This window comes from Rhizobium viscosum, from assembly GCF_014873945.1.
In the GTDB taxonomy this organism is placed as follows: domain Bacteria; phylum Pseudomonadota; class Alphaproteobacteria; order Rhizobiales; family Rhizobiaceae; genus Rhizobium; species Rhizobium viscosum.
In genome coordinates, this window is sequence record NZ_JADBEC010000001.1 from 348,676 (window position 1) to 366,342 (window position 17,667).

14 protein-coding genes and 3 tRNA genes are annotated in these 17,667 nt (G+C 58.7%); 4 read left to right on the plus strand and 13 right to left on the minus strand.

Annotation, left to right across the window (positions count from 1 at the left end):
- Positions 1–211: 211 nt before the first annotated feature.
- The 10 genes from rpoC to H4W29_RS01905 form a co-directional block, all read right to left on the minus strand.
- Positions 212–4,423: a DNA-directed RNA polymerase subunit beta' gene (gene rpoC / locus H4W29_RS01860; RefSeq protein ID WP_192727418.1), complete on the minus strand. Its 4,212-nt coding sequence runs from the start codon at positions 4,421–4,423 to the stop codon at positions 212–214.
- 187 nt (positions 4,424–4,610) lie between these two features.
- A complete protein-coding gene (rpoB, locus tag H4W29_RS01865; protein WP_192727419.1) occupies positions 4,611–8,753 on the minus strand; it encodes a DNA-directed RNA polymerase subunit beta in 4,143 nt (1,380 codons plus the stop codon).
- Positions 8,754–9,012: 259 nt separating this feature from the next.
- Positions 9,013–9,396, minus strand: coding sequence for a 50S ribosomal protein L7/L12 (gene rplL, locus H4W29_RS01870; RefSeq protein WP_004669074.1), 384 nt, complete (start codon positions 9,394–9,396; stop codon positions 9,013–9,015).
- Positions 9,397–9,453: 57 nt separating this feature from the next.
- Positions 9,454–9,972 carry a 50S ribosomal protein L10 gene (gene rplJ / locus H4W29_RS01875; RefSeq protein ID WP_183730074.1) on the minus strand — a complete coding sequence of 173 codons (519 nt, stop codon included), beginning with the start codon at positions 9,970–9,972 and terminating at the stop codon, positions 9,454–9,456.
- A gap of 329 nt (positions 9,973–10,301) precedes the next feature.
- Positions 10,302–11,003: a 50S ribosomal protein L1 gene (rplA, locus tag H4W29_RS01880; protein ID WP_192727420.1), complete on the minus strand. Its 702-nt coding sequence runs from the start codon at positions 11,001–11,003 to the stop codon at positions 10,302–10,304.
- Positions 11,004–11,007: 4 nt separating this feature from the next.
- A complete protein-coding gene (rplK, locus tag H4W29_RS01885; protein WP_037110089.1) occupies positions 11,008–11,439 on the minus strand; it encodes a 50S ribosomal protein L11 in 432 nt (143 codons plus the stop codon).
- Positions 11,440–11,614: 175 nt separating this feature from the next.
- A complete protein-coding gene (nusG, locus tag H4W29_RS01890) occupies positions 11,615–12,145 on the minus strand; it encodes a transcription termination/antitermination protein NusG (protein WP_007817111.1) in 531 nt (176 codons plus the stop codon).
- A gap of 17 nt (positions 12,146–12,162) precedes the next feature.
- Complete coding sequence (gene secE / locus H4W29_RS01895; protein ID WP_007817110.1) at positions 12,163–12,363, minus strand: preprotein translocase subunit SecE; 201 nt, start codon at positions 12,361–12,363, stop codon at positions 12,163–12,165.
- Between the two features lie 191 nt (positions 12,364–12,554).
- Positions 12,555–12,630: transfer RNA gene (locus H4W29_RS01900), tRNA-Trp, on the minus strand.
- Positions 12,631–12,843: 213 nt separating this feature from the next.
- Positions 12,844–13,737: an NAD-dependent epimerase/dehydratase family protein gene (locus H4W29_RS01905; protein ID WP_192727421.1), complete on the minus strand. Its 894-nt coding sequence runs from the start codon at positions 13,735–13,737 to the stop codon at positions 12,844–12,846.
- Between H4W29_RS01905 and H4W29_RS01910 the strand changes: the two genes are divergently transcribed.
- A complete protein-coding gene (locus H4W29_RS01910; RefSeq protein WP_192730815.1) occupies positions 13,724–14,119 on the plus strand; it encodes a hypothetical protein in 396 nt (131 codons plus the stop codon). The two genes, H4W29_RS01905 and H4W29_RS01910, sit on opposite strands and share 14 nt — an antisense overlap.
- Before the next feature lie 129 nt (positions 14,120–14,248).
- On the opposite strand, the gene tuf is transcribed toward H4W29_RS01910, so the two are convergent.
- Complete coding sequence (tuf, locus tag H4W29_RS01915) at positions 14,249–15,424, minus strand: elongation factor Tu (protein ID WP_183743778.1); 1,176 nt, start codon at positions 15,422–15,424, stop codon at positions 14,249–14,251.
- A 385-nt stretch (positions 15,425–15,809) separates the two neighbouring features.
- On the opposite strand from tuf, the gene H4W29_RS01920 reads away from it, so the two are divergent.
- A complete protein-coding gene (locus tag H4W29_RS01920) occupies positions 15,810–16,007 on the plus strand; it encodes a hypothetical protein (protein ID WP_183743792.1) in 198 nt (65 codons plus the stop codon).
- A 33-nt stretch (positions 16,008–16,040) separates the two neighbouring features.
- On the opposite strand, the gene H4W29_RS01925 is transcribed toward H4W29_RS01920, so the two are convergent.
- Together H4W29_RS01925 and H4W29_RS01930 are read right to left on the minus strand one after the other, a co-directional pair.
- Positions 16,041–16,114: transfer RNA gene (locus tag H4W29_RS01925), tRNA-Gly, on the minus strand.
- 25 nt (positions 16,115–16,139) lie between these two features.
- Positions 16,140–16,224: transfer RNA gene (locus H4W29_RS01930), tRNA-Tyr, on the minus strand.
- Between the two features lie 203 nt (positions 16,225–16,427).
- Here H4W29_RS01930 and H4W29_RS01935 point away from each other — a divergent pair.
- Together H4W29_RS01935 and H4W29_RS01940 are read left to right on the plus strand one after the other, a co-directional pair.
- The gene (locus H4W29_RS01935) at positions 16,428–17,318 is read left to right on the plus strand and encodes a TrmH family RNA methyltransferase (protein WP_192727422.1); all 891 of its coding nucleotides are present in this window, start codon (positions 16,428–16,430) and stop codon (positions 17,316–17,318) included.
- 171 nt (positions 17,319–17,489) lie between these two features.
- Positions 17,490–17,648, plus strand: coding sequence for a hypothetical protein (locus tag H4W29_RS01940; protein WP_007823983.1), 159 nt, complete (start codon positions 17,490–17,492; stop codon positions 17,646–17,648).
- Positions 17,649–17,667 lie beyond the last annotated feature (19 nt).

The following is a 17,667-nucleotide window of genomic DNA, read 5'->3' on the forward strand; positions in this document are numbered from 1 at the left end:
ATTTGCGAGACCGAAAGTTCCGACGGTCCGAATTTCCGACCCCATTGCGATCGTCAGCACCCCCCGCTGAGCAACGCGGGGATAATGGAGGCATCGGCCCCGCCGCCTTGGGACAGCAGCGCGACAATGATCTCCAGTGACCTTCTGGACAAAGAAAAACCGCCCGGATTTCTCCGGGCGGCTTTGCATTCTGGATGTCTCAAACTGCCGATTACTCGGCAGCCGGAGCGCTTTCGTTCGCCAGGTCCTGCAGCATCGGCGTTGCGGCCCCTGCCCCGGAGCCCTTGCGGCGCTCTTCCAGGATCAGGTCGTCGCGAGCCGTCGCGATGCGGCGGATCTGGGTCATGGTGCCACCCGTACCGGCCGGGATCAGGCGGCCGACGATGACGTTTTCCTTCAGACCCTGCAGGCCGTCGGTCTTGCCGGCGATCGCGGCTTCCGTCAGCACCTTGGTCGTTTCCTGGAAGGAAGCGGCTGAGATGAAGGACGGGGTCTGCAGCGACGCCTTGGTGATGCCGAGCAGAACCGGATCACCGCTGGCAGGCTTCTTACCTTCCTCGATGAGCTGGTCGTTGACGTCTTCGAGCTCGATACGGTCGACGTTGTCGCCGACGATATAGGTCGAGTCGCCTGCATCGGTGATTTCCACCTTCTGCAGCATCTGACGGACAATCACTTCGATGTGCTTGTCGTTGATGACAACGCCCTGCAGACGATAGACTTCCTGGATTTCGTTGACGAGGTAGGAAGCCAAGGCTTCCACGCCCTTGATCGCCAGGATGTCGTGCGGAGCCGGGTTACCGTCGAGGATGTAGTCACCCTTTTCGATATAGTCGCCTTCCTGAAGGTGGAAGGGCTTGCCCTTCGGGATCAGGTATTCGACAGGCTCGACACCGTCTTCCGCCGGCTCGATGATGACGCGGCGCTTGTTCTTATAGTCGCGGCCGAGGCGGATCGTACCATCGATCTCTGCGATGATGGCGTGGTCCTTCGGACGACGGGCTTCGAACAGTTCTGCGACGCGCGGCAGACCACCGGTGATGTCCTTGGTCTTGGCGCTTTCCAGCGGCGAACGGGCAAGAACATCACCCTGGGAGACCTTCGTGCCCGGCTCGACCGACAGGATCGCATCGACCGAAAGCAGGAAGCGGGCTTCGCCACCACGGGAGAGCTTCGCGACGTTGCCGCTTGCATCCTTGATGACGATGGCAGGCTTCAGGTCCGAACCGCGCGGGGTCGAACGCCAGTCGATAACCTGACGCTTGGTGATACCAGTGGATTCGTCGGTCGCTTCGAGAACGGAGAGGCCGTCGACGACATCTTCGAACTGAACCGTACCGGCTACTTCCGTCATCATCGGACGGGTGTAGGGGTCCCACTCTGCCAGACGCTGACCGCGCTTGACCTTGTCGCCTTCGTCGACATGCAGCTTCGAACCGTAGGCGACACGCTGCGAGGAACGCTCCACGCCACGCTCGTCCAGGATCTGGACGGTCATGTTGCGGCCCATGGCAACGAGGTTGCCATCGGAGTTGCGCAGGATGTTGCGGTTCTTGATCTGCACCGTACCTTCATACGAGGCTTCCAGGAACGACTGGTCGACCACCGTTGCCGTGCCACCAAGGTGGAACGTACGCATGGTGAGCTGCGTGCCCGGCTCGCCGATCGACTGAGCCGCGATAACGCCGACGGCTTCGCCCATGTTAACAGGCGTACCGCGAGCAAGATCTCGGCCGTAGCAGACCGAGCAGACGCCCGTCTGGATTTCGCAGGTCAGTGCCGAGCGGATACGGATCGACTGGATACCAGCCTTCTCGATCTCGGCTACGTCTGGCTCGAGGATCATCTTGCCGGCATCGACGATACGCTCGCCGGTGATCGGATGGTCGATGTGATCGAGCGCCGTACGGCCGAGGATGCGGGCGCCGAGCGAAGCAACGACCTGACCGGCATCGACGATGGCGGTCATGGTGAGGCCGGTTTCGGTGCCGCAATCGACGTGCGTGACGATGCAGTCCTGCGCGACGTCGACGAGACGGCGGGTCAGGTAGCCGGAGTTTGCAGTCTTCAGAGCGGTGTCTGCCAGACCCTTACGGGCGCCGTGCGTCGAGTTGAAGTACTCGTTGACGGTCAGGCCTTCCTTGAAGTTCGAGATGATCGGCGTCTCGATGATTTCACCCGACGGCTTGGCCATGAGGCCGCGCATGCCGCCCAGCTGACGCATCTGATTCGGAGAACCGCGGGCGCCCGAGTGGGACATCATGTAGATCGAATTCATCGGCTTCTGACGGCCGGTCGCCGGATCGAATTCGACAGCCTTAATACGGGCCATCATCTCTTCGGCGACCTTTTCGGTAGCCTTACCCCAGGCGTCGACAACCTTGTTGTACTTTTCGCCCTGGGTGATGAGACCGTCGTTGTACTGCTGCTCGTATTCCTTGACCAGATTTTCCGTGTCGTTGACGATCTTCGCCTTCGTGCTCGGGATGACCATGTCGTCCTTGCCGAACGAAATGCCGGCGCGGCAGGCATGGCTGAAGCCGAGCTGCATGATGCGGTCGCAGAAAATGACCGTGTCCTTCTGGCCGCAATGGCGGTAGACCGCATCGATCATCCTGGAGATGTTCTTCTTGGTCATTTCCTGGTTGCAGATATCGAAGGTCACCTTGCCGTTCTTCGGCAGGAGTTCGCCGATTAGCAGGCGGCCCGGCGTCGTTTCATAGATCTTCGAGTACGGCTTGCCGTCCTCGCCGATCGACTTGAAGCGACCACGGATCTTGGTGTGGAGCGTCACGACCTTGTTTTCGAGAGCATGGTGCAGCTCGCCGAGATCGGAGAAGGCCATGCCTTCGCCCGGCTCGTTCTGGTTCATGATCGACAAGTAGTAGAGGCCGAGAACCATGTCCTGCGACGGAACGATGATCGGTGCACCGTTTGCCGGATGCAGGATGTTGTTCGTCGACATCATCAGAACACGGGCTTCGAGCTGGGCTTCGAGCGACAGCGGCACGTGAACGGCCATCTGGTCACCGTCGAAGTCGGCGTTGAAGGCCGTGCAGACGAGCGGGTGCAGCTGGATGGCCTTGCCTTCGACCAGGGTAGGTTCGAAGGCCTGGATGCCCAGGCGGTGCAGCGTCGGTGCGCGGTTCAAGAGAACCGGATGCTCGCGGATGACCTCGTCGAGGATATCCCAAACTTCCGGCTTTTCCTTTTCGACCAGCTTCTTGGCCTGCTTGACGGTGGAAGAATAACCCTTGGCGTCGAGGCGGGCGTAGATGAACGGCTTGAAGAGCTCGAGCGCCATCTTCTTCGGAAGACCGCACTGATGCAGCTTCAGTTCCGGACCGGTCACGATGACCGAACGGCCGGAATAGTCGACGCGCTTGCCGAGCAGGTTCTGGCGGAAGCGGCCCTGCTTGCCCTTGAGCATGTCGGACAGCGACTTCAGCGGACGCTTGTTGGCGCCGGTGATGACGCGGCCACGGCGGCCATTGTCGAAGAGCGCGTCAACAGATTCCTGCAGCATGCGCTTTTCGTTGCGGATGATAATGCCCGGTGCGCGCAGTTCGATAAGGCGCTTCAAACGGTTGTTGCGGTTGATGACGCGACGGTAGAGATCGTTCAGATCCGACGTTGCGAAACGGCCGCCATCGAGCGGAACCAGCGGGCGCAGGTCCGGCGGTATGACCGGAACGACCTTCATGATCATCCATTCCGGACGGTTGCCGGATTCCATGAAGTTCTCGACGATCTTCAGGCGCTTCATCAGCTTCTTCTGCTTGAGGTCCGACGTGGTGTCGGCAAGCTCGGAGCGCAGATCGCCAGCGATCTTTTCGAGGTTCATCGATGCCAGCATCTCATAGATGGCTTCGGCACCGATCATGGCCGTGAACTGGTCTTCGCCGTATTCGTCGACGGCGAGCATGTACTCTTCTTCCGTCAGGAGCTGGTGCTCCTTGAGCGCGGTCAGGCCCGGCTCGGTGACGATGTAGTTTTCGAAGTAGAGGACGCGCTCGACATCCTTCAGCGTCATGTCGAGCAGCGTGGAAATGCGGCTCGGCAGCGACTTCAGGAACCAGATGTGGGCGACGGGAGCGGCGAGCTCGATATGGCCCATGCGCTCACGGCGAACGCGCGACAGCGTGACTTCGACGCCGCACTTTTCGCAGATGATGCCCTTGTACTTCATGCGCTTGTACTTGCCGCACAGGCACTCGTAGTCCTTGATCGGCCCGAAGATGCGCGCGCAGAAGAGACCGTCGCGTTCCGGCTTGAACGTGCGGTAGTTGATGGTTTCCGGCTTCTTGATCTCGCCGTAGGACCAGGAAAGAATCTTCTCCGGAGAAGCGATCGAAATCCGGATGGAATCGAAGTTCTGTGCAGGCACCTGCGGATTGAAAAGATTCATGACCTCTTGGTTCATGCCTGTCTCCTTCATGGGCGAAAGCGCCCTTAGCTTGCGAGGTTGGCGGCAAATCCCGGGAGCCGCACCAGCGCTTAAACGACAATAACCGCAGAATGCGGCGAAAGCGTCCCTGCCCGGCCAACACGTTACGGGGCCTCGGCGGGAACAGTGTGCGCCCTATTAAGGCGCACACCCTATCAAGTGGTTACTCGGCAGCATCCGGCAGCTGGCTTGCAGCCTGCAGGTCCTCGACCTTGGAATTTTCGAGCTCGACCGAGAGACCCAGCGAGCGCATTTCCTTGACGAGAACGTTGAAGCTTTCCGGAATACCGGCCTCGAAAGTGTCGTCGCCACGGACGATCGCTTCGTAGACCTTGGTGCGGCCGGCAACGTCGTCCGACTTCACCGTCAGCATTTCCTGCAGCGTATAGGCTGCGCCGTAAGCTTCGAGAGCCCAGACTTCCATTTCGCCGAAGCGCTGGCCGCCGAACTGCGCCTTACCGCCCAGCGGCTGCTGAGTGACGAGCGAGTACGGACCGATCGAACGAGCGTGGATCTTGTCGTCGACCAGGTGATTGAGCTTCAGCATGTAGATGTAGCCAACCGTGACCTGGCGGTCGAACTGCTCGCCGGTACGGCCGTCATACAGCGTCGACTGACCAGTGTCCTTGAGACCTGCCAGGCGCAGCATCTCGTTGACGTTCTCTTCGTTCGCACCGTCGAAGACCGGGGTCGCGATGGACACGCCACGCTTCCACTGATCGGCCAGACGCAGCACCGAGTCATCGTCGAAATCCTTGACCTGTTCGGCCTTCGGACCGTCACCGACAACGTCGCCGATCGTCTTGCGGAGCGGCTCGATATTGCCGCCGGCCTTGTAGGCCTCCAGCATCTCGCCGATCTGACGACCCATGCCGGCGCAAGCCCAGCCGAGGTGCGTCTCGAGGATCTGGCCGACGTTCATGCGCGAGGGCACGCCAAGCGGGTTCAGAACGACGTCGACATGCGTGCCGTCTTCGAGGAACGGCATGTCTTCGACAGGTACGATGCGCGAGACGACACCCTTGTTGCCATGACGGCCAGCCATTTTATCGCCCGGCTGGATCTTGCGCTTCACAGCGACGAAGACCTTGACCATCTTCATGACACCCGGAGGCATTTCGTCGCCGCGCTGGACCTTTTCGACCTTGTCCATGAAGCGCTGTTCAAGGCGCGACTTGGATTCATCGTACTGGCCGCGGAGTGCTTCGAGCTCGCTCTGGACCTTTTCGTCTTCGACGGCGAACATCCACCACTGCGAGCGGGGATATTCGGAGACGACGGCGTTCGACAGCTCGGTGCCCTTCTTGAAGCCCTTCGGGCCTGCAATGGAGGACTGGCCGCGCAGCATGTCGATCAGACGGCCGTAGACGTTACGGTCGAGGATCGCCTGCTCGTCGTCGCGGTCCTTTGCCAGACGCTCGATCTCTTCGCGCTCGATTGCCATCGCGCGCTCGTCCTTCTCAACGCCATGGCGATTGAAGACGCGCACTTCGACGATCGTGCCGTAGGTGCCGGGCGGCATGCGCATGGACGTGTCGCGCACGTCGGAGGCCTTTTCACCGAAGATGGCGCGCAGGAGCTTTTCTTCCGGCGTCATCGGGCTTTCGCCCTTCGGCGTGATCTTGCCGACGAGGATATCGCCCGGCTGAACTTCGGCACCGATGTAGACGATACCGGCTTCATCGAGGTTCTTCAGCGCTTCTTCCGAAACGTTCGGAATGTCGCGCGTGATTTCTTCCGGACCAAGCTTGGTGTCACGCGCCATCACTTCGAATTCTTCGATGTGGATGGAGGTGAACACGTCGTCGGCAACGATACGCTCGGAGAGCAGGATCGAGTCTTCGTAGTTGTAACCGTTCCAGGGCATAAACGCGACGAGCGCGTTGCGGCCGAGAGCCAGATCGCCGAGATCGGTCGACGGGCCGTCGGCGAGAATATCGCCGCGGTTGACCACGTCACCGACGGTGACCAGCGGGCGCTGGTTGACGCAGGTGTTCTGGTTCGAACGCTGGAACTTCTGCAGGCGGTAGATATCGACGCCGGACTTGCCGGCTTCGAGGTCTTCCGTGGCGCGGATAACGATACGCGTCGCGTCAACCTGGTCGACCACACCACCGCGGCGTGCGCCGATGGCAGCACCGGAGTCGCGGGCGACAACCGGTTCCATGCCGGTGCCGACGAACGGCGCTTCAGCGCGCAGAAGCGGAACGGCCTGACGCTGCATGTTCGAGCCCATGAGAGCGCGGTTGGCGTCGTCGTTTTCCAGGAACGGGATGAGAGCAGCTGCGACCGAAACGACCTGCTTCGGCGAGACGTCCATCAGGTTCATGCTGTCGCGCGGAGCGAGCATAACTTCGCCGGCATGACGGCAGACGACGAATTCATCGACGAAGGAGCCGTCCGACGTCAGTTCGGCGTTGGCCTGGGCGACGTAGTACTTCGCCTCTTCCATGGCGGAGAGGTAAAGCACGTCATTGGTCACCTTGCCATCGACGATGCGGCGATACGGGCTTTCGATGAAGCCGTACTTATTGACTCGAGCGAAGGTTGCCAGCGAGTTGATGAGACCGATGTTCGGGCCTTCCGGCGTTTCGATCGGGCAAATACGGCCGTAGTGCGTCGGATGAACGTCGCGGACTTCGAAGCCGGCGCGCTCGCGGGTCAGACCACCAGGGCCAAGTGCCGAGAGACGGCGCTTGTGGGTGATTTCCGACAGCGGGTTGACCTGGTCCATGAACTGCGAGAGCTGCGAGGAACCGAAGAATTCGCGGACGGCTGCAGCAGCCGGCTTTGCGTTGATCAGATCCTGCGGCATGACCGTATCGATTTCGATCGAGGACATGCGTTCCTTGATCGCGCGCTCCATGCGCAGCAAGCCGAGACGGTACTGGTTCTCCATCAACTCGCCGACCGAGCGGACGCGGCGGTTACCGAGGTTGTCGATATCGTCGATCTCGCCCTTGCCGTCGCGCAGCTCGACAAGCATCTTGACCACGGCCAGGATGTCGTCCTTGCGCAGGATGCGGACGGTGTCTTCGACGCTCAAATCGAGACGCATGTTCATCTTCACGCGGCCGACGGCGGAGAGGTCGTAACGCTCCGCATCGAAGAACAGCGAGTTGAACATGGCTTCGGCCGATTCCATGGTCGGCGGTTCACCCGGACGCATGACGCGGTAGATGTCGAACAGAGCGTCCTGACGGTTCTCGTTCTTGTCTGCTGAGAGCGTGTTGCGAATGTAGGCGCCGACATTGATGTGGTCGATGCCGAGAACCGGGATCTCGTCGAAGTGGTTGGCAAGGATGATGCCGAGCGTCTTCTCGTCGATTTCGTCGCCGGCTTCGAGATAAATCTCACCCGTCGAGTAGTTGACGATGTCTTCGGCAAGATAGTTGCCATAGAGGTCGTCATCCGTCGCCTTGAGAGCCTTCAGGCCCTTGTCGGAGAGCTGGCGGAGCAGACGCGGAGTCAGCTTCTTGCCGGCTTCGACGACGACTTCGCCGCTATCGGCATCGATCATGTCGGTGATCGCCTTCGCACCCTTCAGCGTTTCCGGCTTGAAGGGAATGCGCCAGCCTTCGCCGTCGCGCTTGTAGAGCGACTTCGTGTAGAAGGTATCGAGGATTTCCTCGCCGTCCATGCCGAGGGCCATCAGCAGCGACGTCACCGGAATCTTGCGGCGGCGGTCGATGCGGGCATAGACGATGTCCTTGGCGTCGAATTCGATATCGAGCCAGGAACCGCGATACGGGATCACGCGAGCAGCAAAGAGCAGCTTGCCGGAAGAATGGCTCTTGCCCTTGTCGTGGTCGAAGAAGACGCCCGGCGAGCGGTGCATCTGGGACACGATCACGCGTTCGGTACCGTTGACGATGAACGTACCGTTGTTCGTCATGAGCGGCATGTCGCCCATGTAGACGGACTGTTCCTTGATGTCCTTGATCGACTTCGCGCCGGTATCCTCGTCGATATCGAACACGATGAGACGGAGAGTAACCTTCAGCGGCGCGGCATAGGTCAGGTCGCGCTGGCGGCATTCATCGACGTCGAACTTCGGCGGCTCGAATTCATAGGACACGAACTCCAGCATGGAAGCGCCGGAGAAATCGGTGATCGGGAAAACAGACTTGAAGACAGCCTGGAGGCCTTCGTCGGGACGACCGCCCTTGGGCTCTTCAACCATCAGAAACTGGTCGTAGGACGCCTTCTGAACCTCGATGAGGTTCGGCATTTCTGCGACTTCGGGGATTTTACCAAAAAACTTGCGTACGCGCCTGCGACCATTGAACGAAAGGGTCTGAGCCATCGTCGCTCCTTCAAAAATTGCATCCGGGCCTGCAACGGACGGGAACCGATGGCCAGTCGATCCCGTCAACCAATGAGTAGTTCAACCTCGTCCCACCTCCCGAAACAGCCAGGCCGGATTGCCTTGGCGCCTCGGTTCGAGACCATGCTCTTGAAGAACCCATTACCCAAAAGCCGTTTTCACGCGGCTTTTGGGTAATTCGTTCAAAAAAACGGCAAATGGGAGACGGCAAACACCGCCTCCCAAAAGCAGTTCAAGATTACTTGACGTCGGCCTTTGCGCCAGCGTCTTCAAGCTTCTTCTTGATGTCAGCAGCTTCAGCCTTGGAAACGCCTTCCTTGACAGCCTTCGGAGCGCCTTCGACGAGGTCCTTGGCTTCCTTGAGGCCGAGACCGGTGATGGCGCGGACTTCCTTGATGACGTTGATCTTGTTTGCGCCGGCATCCGTGAGGATGACGTCGAACTCGGTCTTTTCTTCTTCAGCCGGAGCAGCTGCACCGCCTGCACCACCAGCAACGGCAGCAACAGCTACCGGAGCAGCGGCGGAAACGCCCCACTTTTCTTCGAGCAGCTTGGAAAGCTCAGCGGCTTCCAGGACGGTCAGCGAGGAGAGGTCTTCAACGATCTTTGCGAGATCAGCCATTTTTCTAGTTCCTTTTGTTCGGTTCGAACTGTTGAGTATGTACAGCGAAAAACCGCCTTAAGCGGCTTCGTCCTTCTTGGCGTAGGCCGAGAACACGCGAGCAAGCTGACTTGCCGGTGCTGCAACAACGCCTGCGATGCGGGTAGCCGGAGTCTGGATCATGCCCAGCAGCTTCGCACGCAGTTCGTCCAGCGAAGGCAGGGTCGCAAGCGACTTGACACCTTCGGCGTTCAGCGTTGTCGTGCCCATGGCGCCGCCGAGGACCACGATCTTGTCGTTGGTCTTGGCGAAATCCATGACGACCTTCGGAGCGGTGATCGGATCATTGCTGTAAGCAATGAGGGTCTGACCCTTGAAGAGATTGGAAATCCCTTCCGCTTCCGTACCCTGAAGGGCAATTTTGGCCAGGCGGTTCTTCGCGACTTTGACGGTGCCGCCAGCAGCGCGCATCTTCGAACGAAAATCGTTCATCTGTGCGACTGTAGCACCAGCATAGTGGGCCACGACAACCGAGCCCGATGCCTTGAAGACATCGTTCAGTTCCGTGACGAATTCGCGCTTTTCCGCTCTTTCCACTGCCTATCTCCAGTTGGCGGGACCGTTAGAACGGACCCACCGGGTTGCCTTTGCCTCCTGGGATCAGAAGAGATCCCAAGCGACGCTTGAGGATCCTGTCCCCTCGCGCTCCGCGCCACTAAAGGCAAAGGAGGCACAAGGCATCCAAGGCTCGAACCGATTTCCTAGAAGCAGAACTTCATGCAATTCGGGTCTTACCCGTCTCATGCAGGCAACAGTGATTAAGGGAAAACCACCTGCAATCTCGGACAGGATTCCGGATTTCTCCGGAATATCCCGGCCCCTTGCGAGGCCGGAATTCTTGCTATCGGGCCGGAGCCCGATGAAACTTAAGCAGCCGGAGCTGCGGTGACCGAGGCCACTTCGATCTTGACGCCCGGACCCATGGTCGAGGAGAGCGCTACGCGCTTGACGTAGTTGCCCTTGGCGCCAGCAGGCTTCGCCTTGATGACGGCGTCAGCGAAGGCACGGATGTTTTCTTCCAGAGCCTTGGCATCGAAGGATGCCTTGCCGATGCCGGCGTGAACGATACCAGCCTTCTCGACGCGGAACTCGACAGCGCCGCCCTTGGAAGCCTTGACGGCACCAGCGACATCCATCGTAACCGTACCGACCTTCGGGTTCGGCATCATGCCACGCGGGCCGAGAACCTTACCGAGGCGGCCGACGAGCGGCATCATGTCCGGGGTTGCGATGCAACGATCGAAATCGATCTTGCCGCCCTGGACGATTTCAACGAGCTCTTCTGCGCCAACGACGTCTGCGCCTGCAGCCTTGGCTTCGTCAGCCTTGGCGCCACGGGCGAAAACAGCAACGCGAACCGTACGGCCGGTGCCGTTCGGCAGGTTGACGACGCCGCGGACCATCTGGTCTGCGTGACGCGGGTCAACACCGAGGTTCATCGAGATTTCGACGGTTTCGTCGAACTTCGCAACGGCACGTTCCTTGACCATGCCGATGGCGGTCGTCAGAGCGTAGAGCTTGGTCGGATCAACACCTTCGTTGATCTTCTGAGTGCGCTTGCCTGCCATGGTCTTAACCCACCACTTCCAGGCCCATGGCGCGGGCAGAGCCCTCGATCATCGCCATTGCACCTTCGATATCTGCTGCGTTCAGGTCCTTCATCTTGGCTTCAGCGATCGTCTTGATCTGAGCCTTGGTGAGGGAGCCAGCCTTTGCGCCCTTGCCCGGGGTCTTGGAACCGGACTGGATCTTGGCTTCCTTCTTCAGGAAGTAGCTGACCGGCGGCTGCTTCATGACGAAGGTGAAGGATTTGTCCTGGTAGTAGGTAATGACGACCGGAATCGGCATACCCTTTTCCATTTCCTGCGTAGCCGCGTTGAACGACTTGCAGAATTCCATGATGTTAATGCCACGCTGACCAAGCGCCGGGCCGATTGGCGGGGACGGGTTTGCCGATCCTGCCTTGACCTGCAGCTTGAGCTGGCCTGCAACTTTCTTAGCCATATCTCTCTGCCTTTCACTGACGGCCGGTCACCCGGCCCTGATGCCGGATTGCTCCGGCGGCTGCGGTTGCGTGGTTCGGATCCTTGAGGCCCGGCTAAGACCCCTCACCTTCCACGCGATGCGGCATTCGCCGCACGAGGATCAGCCACAAGCGACTGAGCCTCGATCTCAAAAATCAGACCTTCTCGACCTGAGCGTATTCCAGTTCGACCGGGGTCGCGCGACCGAAGATCGACACTTCCACCTTCAGGCGCGAACGCTCTTCATCCACATCCTGCACCGTGCCGTTGAACGAGGCGAACGGACCATCGGAAACACGAACCTGCTCGCCGATTTCGAAGGTAACGGAAGCCTTCGGCCGTTCGACACCTTCCTGAACCTGACCGAGGATGCGCTCGGCCTCAGAATCCGGGATAGGAACCGGCTTATTGTCCGAGCCAAGGAAGCCCGTGACCTTCGGCGTATTCTTGATCAGGTGATAGGCCTCATCCGTCAGGTTGGCACGAACCATGACATAGCCCGGGAAGAACTTGCGCTCAGAATCGACCTTGCGGCCGCGACGCACTTCCACCACCTTTTCGGTCGGCACGAGGATCTTCTCGAACAGGTGCTCAAGCCCCTTCTGGCGAGCCTTGTTCTCGATGTCCTCAGCCACCTTCTTTTCAAAATTGGAATATGCGTGGACGATGTACCAACGTGCCGCCATTTTCATCTCCACCCGTATCAGTTGCCGGTATTGAGCACAAAGCTCAGCGCCCAGCCAATGAGCTGGTCGGCGGCAAAGAAAAACAGCGCAGCAAAAACAACCATAAACAGCACCATGACCGTCGAGATCATCGTCTCGCGGCGCGACGGCCAGGTAACTTTAGACGTCTCCGTGCGGACCTGCTGCAGAAACGCGAATGGATTGGATTTGGATGCCATCGACTGCCCACGCAATTACGGCGCGTAAAGCTGAAACTATCAGCCCCACGCACCGCGTGTCTGTTGAACCCTAAATAAACATCGATTTCCGAATACACAAGAGGGAAACCGGTGTTTAACGAAATTTGTCGCCACACGCTCAATCCTCGCCGGAACGCTGCGATACGTCCGCGCTGTCCGTTCAAGGAAAATGGCAGGGGCAGAGGGGCTCGAACCCCCGACCTGCGGTTTTGGAGACCGCCGCTCTACCAACTGAGCTATACCCCTTTACGCTTTGCATTCAGCCTGTTGACCTTGCGATCATGAGCCGATGAAAAGCATGGCGCTCCCTTTAAGGCGGCGGCTCGGGATATGCAAGAGCGATTTTCGATTTTCGGAATCATTCTCCGCAGGCAATCGAAAGAAGCCGCCAGCAGCGGGGCATTTGACAGCCGGACGCGAAATTGAACGCACCCGGCCGCGGGTTTTCTACAGTGAATCTCACACTTTCACGTATTTCCGCCAGTCGTGCTCTTCCTTGAAGCCGAGCACCTCGCGAATCTTCCTGTTGGAAAGCAGGCCCTCATATTCGCCGATCTCACGGGTGAACGGCACGTTCGGGTAGAAACGCTTGGCGAGCTCTCGAGACGGCGTATTGGCCGAGACCGTGTCATTGGCGGCATTGAAGACCTGGAAACCCAACCCGTCCTTCTCAATGCAGCGGTGGACGATCTGGCCGAGATCGCGCGCATCGATATAGCTCCAGGCGATCCGCTTGCGCATTTCCGGATTGGCGAAATAGGTCGGAAACTTCTCGTATTCATGAGGCTCGATGACATTGCCGATGCGCAACGCGTAAATATCGAAGCCCGAGCGCTCGGCAAAAGCGCGCGCCGTCTTCTCGTTCAGGACCTTGGAGAGGCCGTAGGAATCCATCGGATTGACATCGTAGTCCTCATCCAGCGGGAACTGGTGGAAATCGCGATGGCCTTCGGCGAAGCAGACGCCGTAGGTCGTCTCGCTCGACGCGACGATGATTTTCCGGATGCCGAGCTTCACCGCCGCCTCGATGACATTGTAGGTGCCCATCGTGTTGATTCGGAAGGTCTCGTTATCAGGCTTGATCAGGATACGCGGCACTGCCGCGAAATGCACGACGGCGTCGAAAGGCTGTACGCCCTTGCCCGCATCCAGATCTGGAAAATCCCGATGCATGGAAAGTACGTTGAACATCTGGCCGCTATCGGTGATGTCGGCAATGAGATTGGTGACGCCTGGGCTTTCGAGCGGCACGAGATCGACATTATGGACCTCATATCCAGCATTGACGAGCCACGGCACGGCATGACGCCCCGCCTTGCCCGAACCGCCGGTGAAGAGAATGCGCTTTTTCATGGAAAATCCTCCGCGTCATGAAATCGGAGGCATAGATAAACTCTTCCGCGCGAAGAGCAAGCGAGCGTCTCATCAGCAGGTTCAAACCTACTCCGGCCAGGGGCTTCCAACTGGAAGCGCCTGCCCTGCCATTTTCAATCACCGCCGGACGCTCCGGCGGCTTGCTACGCAATTATTTGACGACGCTTACTTCGTCGATCTGCACGCCAGCTGCCTGAACAACTTCTTGCGGAATTGCAGCGATGAAAAACATCGTGAAAACATACATCGCGAAAATCGTCGCAACGAATGTAGCTTTGTGAATCATCCTACTCTCCTTTCTACAGAAGAGAGTCTGAACCAAAAAGCTCGGATCGCAAAACGCTTTCTGAACGTGAGATGAATAAAATGCTGAATGAGCCAATCTTAACGATATTTTTACAACATCTCATGAACGGCCGGAGGGCTATTAGAAACGAAAAAACCCCGCCGTTTCCAGCGGGGTCCTTCCTAAAATCGGGCATAAATCCGATTACTCGATGATGGAAGCGACGATGCCTGCACCGACGGTGCGGCCGCCTTCGCGGATCGCGAAGCGAAGCTTTTCTTCCATCGCGATCGGAACGATCAGCTCGACGTCAACGGTGACGTTGTCGCCAGGCATAACCATTTCCGTGCCTTCCGGAAGCGTCACGATGCCCGTCACATCCGTCGTGCGGAAGTAGAACTGCGGACGGTAGTTCGTGAAGAACGGCGTATGACGGCCGCCCTCTTCCTTCGTCAGGATGTAGGCTTCTGCCTTGAACTTCTTGTGCGGCTTGACAGAGCCCGGCTTGCACAGGATCTGACCACGCTCGACGCCGTCACGGTTCACACCGCGAACCAGAGCGCCGATGTTGTCGCCGGCCTGGCCCTGGTCGAGCAGCTTGCGGAACATTTCAACGCCGGTCACCGTCGTCTTCGAGGTCGGACGAATGCCGACGATTTCGACTTCTTCACCAACCTTGACGATACCGCGCTCGACGCGGCCCGTCACAACCGTACCACGGCCGGAGATCGAGAACACGTCTTCGATCGGCATCAGGAACGGCTGGTCGATCGGACGCTCAGGCGTCGGGATATAGGCGTCAACCTGAGCCATCAGCTCGCGGATCGCGTCTTCGCCGATCTTCTTGTCAGAATCTTCAAGAGCAGCAAGCGCCGAACCCTTGACGACCGGGATGTCGTCGCCCGGGAAGTCGTAGGACGACAGAAGTTCGCGAACTTCCAGTTCGACGAGCTCGAGAAGCTCGGCGTCGTCAACCTGGTCGACCTTGTTGAGGAACACCACGATTGCCGGAACGCCAACCTGGCGGGCGAGCAGGATGTGCTCGCGCGTCTGCGGCATCGGGCCGTCAGCTGCAGAGCAAACCAGGATCGCGCCGTCCATCTGCGCGGCACCGGTGATCATGTTCTTCACATAGTCGGCGTGGCCGGGGCAGTCGACGTGCGCATAGTGACGGTTCGGCGTCTCATACTCGACGTGGGCCGTCGAAATGGTGATACCGCGTGCCTTTTCTTCCGGCGCCGCGTCGATCTGGTCATACGCCTTGAACTCACCGAAGTACTTCGTGATCGCTGCCGTCAGAGACGTCTTGCCGTGGTCAACGTGGCCGATCGTGCCAATGTTGACGTGCGGCTTGTTGCGCTCAAACTTACTCTTTGCCATTTGAATGCTTCCTGTGGACGTAAATGGGTGACCCCGGCGAACCGGTTTAGTGCCGCCGTTTAAGGCTTTCGGCGAAATTGCGCAAGACTTAATTGCAGACGCCATTCTTGGCGTGTCACGGCATATGGTGGACGATTCGCAACTCGCAAGGTGATTCGCTCTTCCCCTCCCCAAAACATTTGAAATCTAAGTCAAAATCGGAAGAGGGCCGGCAATTGCCAAACCGCGAGCCAGTGGCGGCTGCAATTTTTGCGGTTATCCGCAGATCGCCGCACCATGGTATCGGCGCAAAACCTTCCGATCGGATTACATTACATTTTACTAATTGATTTCACGGATGAGGAAAGTTTGCATGATAGATATCTAATATAGGGAGGAGCACTCGATGCAATCAGATTACAACAACTACTATTCGGCTTTTGCAGAAGACCACCGCACATTCGGCTATCGCAGCGATGATGAGGCGGATGAGAGCGCCGGCAAGATCAAAGGCAGATCTTCGCTGTTCATCGCAGGTATAGCCGTCGGGGTGCTCGGCTATTGGCTGATCGGCAATATCATGAGCTTCGTTTCCGTGCTCTGAAACTGCCGCATATTGTCGATGGCGAAAGGGAGATGGAGCGGGTAGCGGGAATCGAACCCGCGTATTCAGCTTGGAAGGCTGCTGCTCTACCATTGAGCTATACCCGCGGGGTTGGTCCGATCCAATGACGAATGGTGGAGAGAGTTGGATTTGAACCAACGTAGGCTGAGCCAACGGATTTACAGTCCGTCCCCTTTAACCACTCGGGCATCTCTCCAGTTTTCGTCCGGATCGTAAAGACCAAGTTCGTCAGACTTTGAAGCGTTGCCGCCCCGTCGTCTGCGCCGCGTATATGACCGGACGATTTCAGTCTGTCAACACGATGACAATGGAAAAGACAGGAAAAATTTCATCGCCTGTTGAAAGCCGGCACATGAAAGAAAGCCTATGCGGCAACAGGCGCCATCGTTATAAAGCCGCATGAGCAAAGATAAGAAATCCGGCGGCACGCCCGTTACCGACAAGTCCGCGAAGGACACGCATTACGCAACGTTGAGGCGCGCGCACCGCGACGCCAAGCGCGAACGCGGTGAAATCCCGACACCCGCGCCACAGAAACGCAAGCGTGGCGGAGACGACTGGAAGCCGCCGGCACTCGCCCCCGACCAGGTTTTCCTCTACGGCCTTCATACCGTTCGTGCCGCGCTTGAAAATCCTGAACGCAAAAACATCAGGCTATCGGTGACGCAGAACGCGCTTGCGCGATTGGAGATCGATCCTGGTACGATCGGCATTCCTGTCGATATGGTTTCGCCGCAGGATATCGACAAGGTGCTCGGCCCGGAAGCGATCCATCAGGGCGTGATGCTGGAAACACGCCCCCTGCCCGTCCGGCGGCTGGAAGCACTGAAGGATAGCCCATTGCTTCTCGTGCTCGACCAGGTAACCGATCCGCACAATGTCGGCGCCATCATGCGATCGGCCGTCGCCTTCAACGCGGGCGCCGTTATCACCACGCAGAGACATAGCCCGACCGAATCGGGCGTGCTTGCCAAATCGGCTTCCGGCGCGTTGGAACTCATACCTTATATACAGATCACCAATCTCTCGGATGCGCTCGGCGAATTACACAAGCTCGGCTTCTTCACAATCGGGCTCGATTCGGAAGGACCGGCGCCGCTGGAAGGCACGTTCTCAGGCGGTCGAATCGCGCTGGTGCTCGGCTCCGAAGGCAAGGGTCTGCGCCAGAAGACGCGGGAGACCGTCAGCGCGCTCGCCCGGCTCGATATGCCAGGCGCCATCAAATCGCTGAACGTATCGAATGCTGCGGCGATTGCCCTTTATGCAGCAGGGCTGCACCTGAAGGCGTAGGCCACAGTCGGCAGATCACTATTGATATGTCGCGGAGAGTGGGAATGATGACCGCCGTCGCGGTTGACCCCCCTCGCCCCTGGTCCATATTCCAACTTGGAAAGAGCTTGCCGGTCACTATCATCGGCAATGCACTCATCTTTGGGGCGCCGGCAAAAGGAAATCCGCATTATGGCATTTCGACCGCTGATCTTCGGCGTGCTGTTCATCGCGGTCCTCGTCATGGTCATTTTGAGCATCACCTGGGTGGACAAGTCTCACCCGATCCGCCAGCCGGATCCCCTGGCACCGTCGACGACCCCATCAAATCCACCTCCATCCGTGCAATAGCCGATCGAGCGTGAACGAG

What these genes read in the sequence shown, in the direction of transcription:
- H4W29_RS01920 (WP_183743792.1), top strand. Translation starts at nt 15,810, where the DNA reads ATGCAATCAGATTACAACAACTACTATTCGGCTTTTGCAGAAGACCAC.
- H4W29_RS01910 (WP_192730815.1), top strand. Translation starts at nt 13,724, where the DNA reads ATGCGCTTTTTCATGGAAAATCCTCCGCGTCATGAAATCGGAGGCATA.
- H4W29_RS01940 (WP_007823983.1), top strand. Translation starts at nt 17,490, where the DNA reads ATGGCATTTCGACCGCTGATCTTCGGCGTGCTGTTCATCGCGGTCCTC.
- rpoC (WP_192727418.1), bottom strand. Translation starts at nt 4,423, where the DNA reads ATGAACCAAGAGGTCATGAATCTTTTCAATCCGCAGGTGCCTGCACAG.
- rplA (WP_192727420.1), bottom strand. Translation starts at nt 11,003, where the DNA reads ATGGCAGGCAAGCGCACTCAGAAGATCAACGAAGGTGTTGATCCGACC.
- H4W29_RS01905 (WP_192727421.1), bottom strand. Translation starts at nt 13,737, where the DNA reads ATGAAAAAGCGCATTCTCTTCACCGGCGGTTCGGGCAAGGCGGGGCGT.
- H4W29_RS01935 (WP_192727422.1), top strand. Translation starts at nt 16,428, where the DNA reads ATGAGCAAAGATAAGAAATCCGGCGGCACGCCCGTTACCGACAAGTCC.
- rpoB (WP_192727419.1), bottom strand. Translation starts at nt 8,753, where the DNA reads ATGGCTCAGACCCTTTCGTTCAATGGTCGCAGGCGCGTACGCAAGTTT.
- tuf (WP_183743778.1), bottom strand. Translation starts at nt 15,424, where the DNA reads ATGGCAAAGAGTAAGTTTGAGCGCAACAAGCCGCACGTCAACATTGGC.
- nusG (WP_007817111.1), bottom strand. Translation starts at nt 12,145, where the DNA reads ATGGCGGCACGTTGGTACATCGTCCACGCATATTCCAATTTTGAAAAG.
- rplK (WP_037110089.1), bottom strand. Translation starts at nt 11,439, where the DNA reads ATGGCTAAGAAAGTTGCAGGCCAGCTCAAGCTGCAGGTCAAGGCAGGA.
- secE (WP_007817110.1), bottom strand. Translation starts at nt 12,363, where the DNA reads ATGGCATCCAAATCCAATCCATTCGCGTTTCTGCAGCAGGTCCGCACG.
- rplL (WP_004669074.1), bottom strand. Translation starts at nt 9,396, where the DNA reads ATGGCTGATCTCGCAAAGATCGTTGAAGACCTCTCCTCGCTGACCGTC.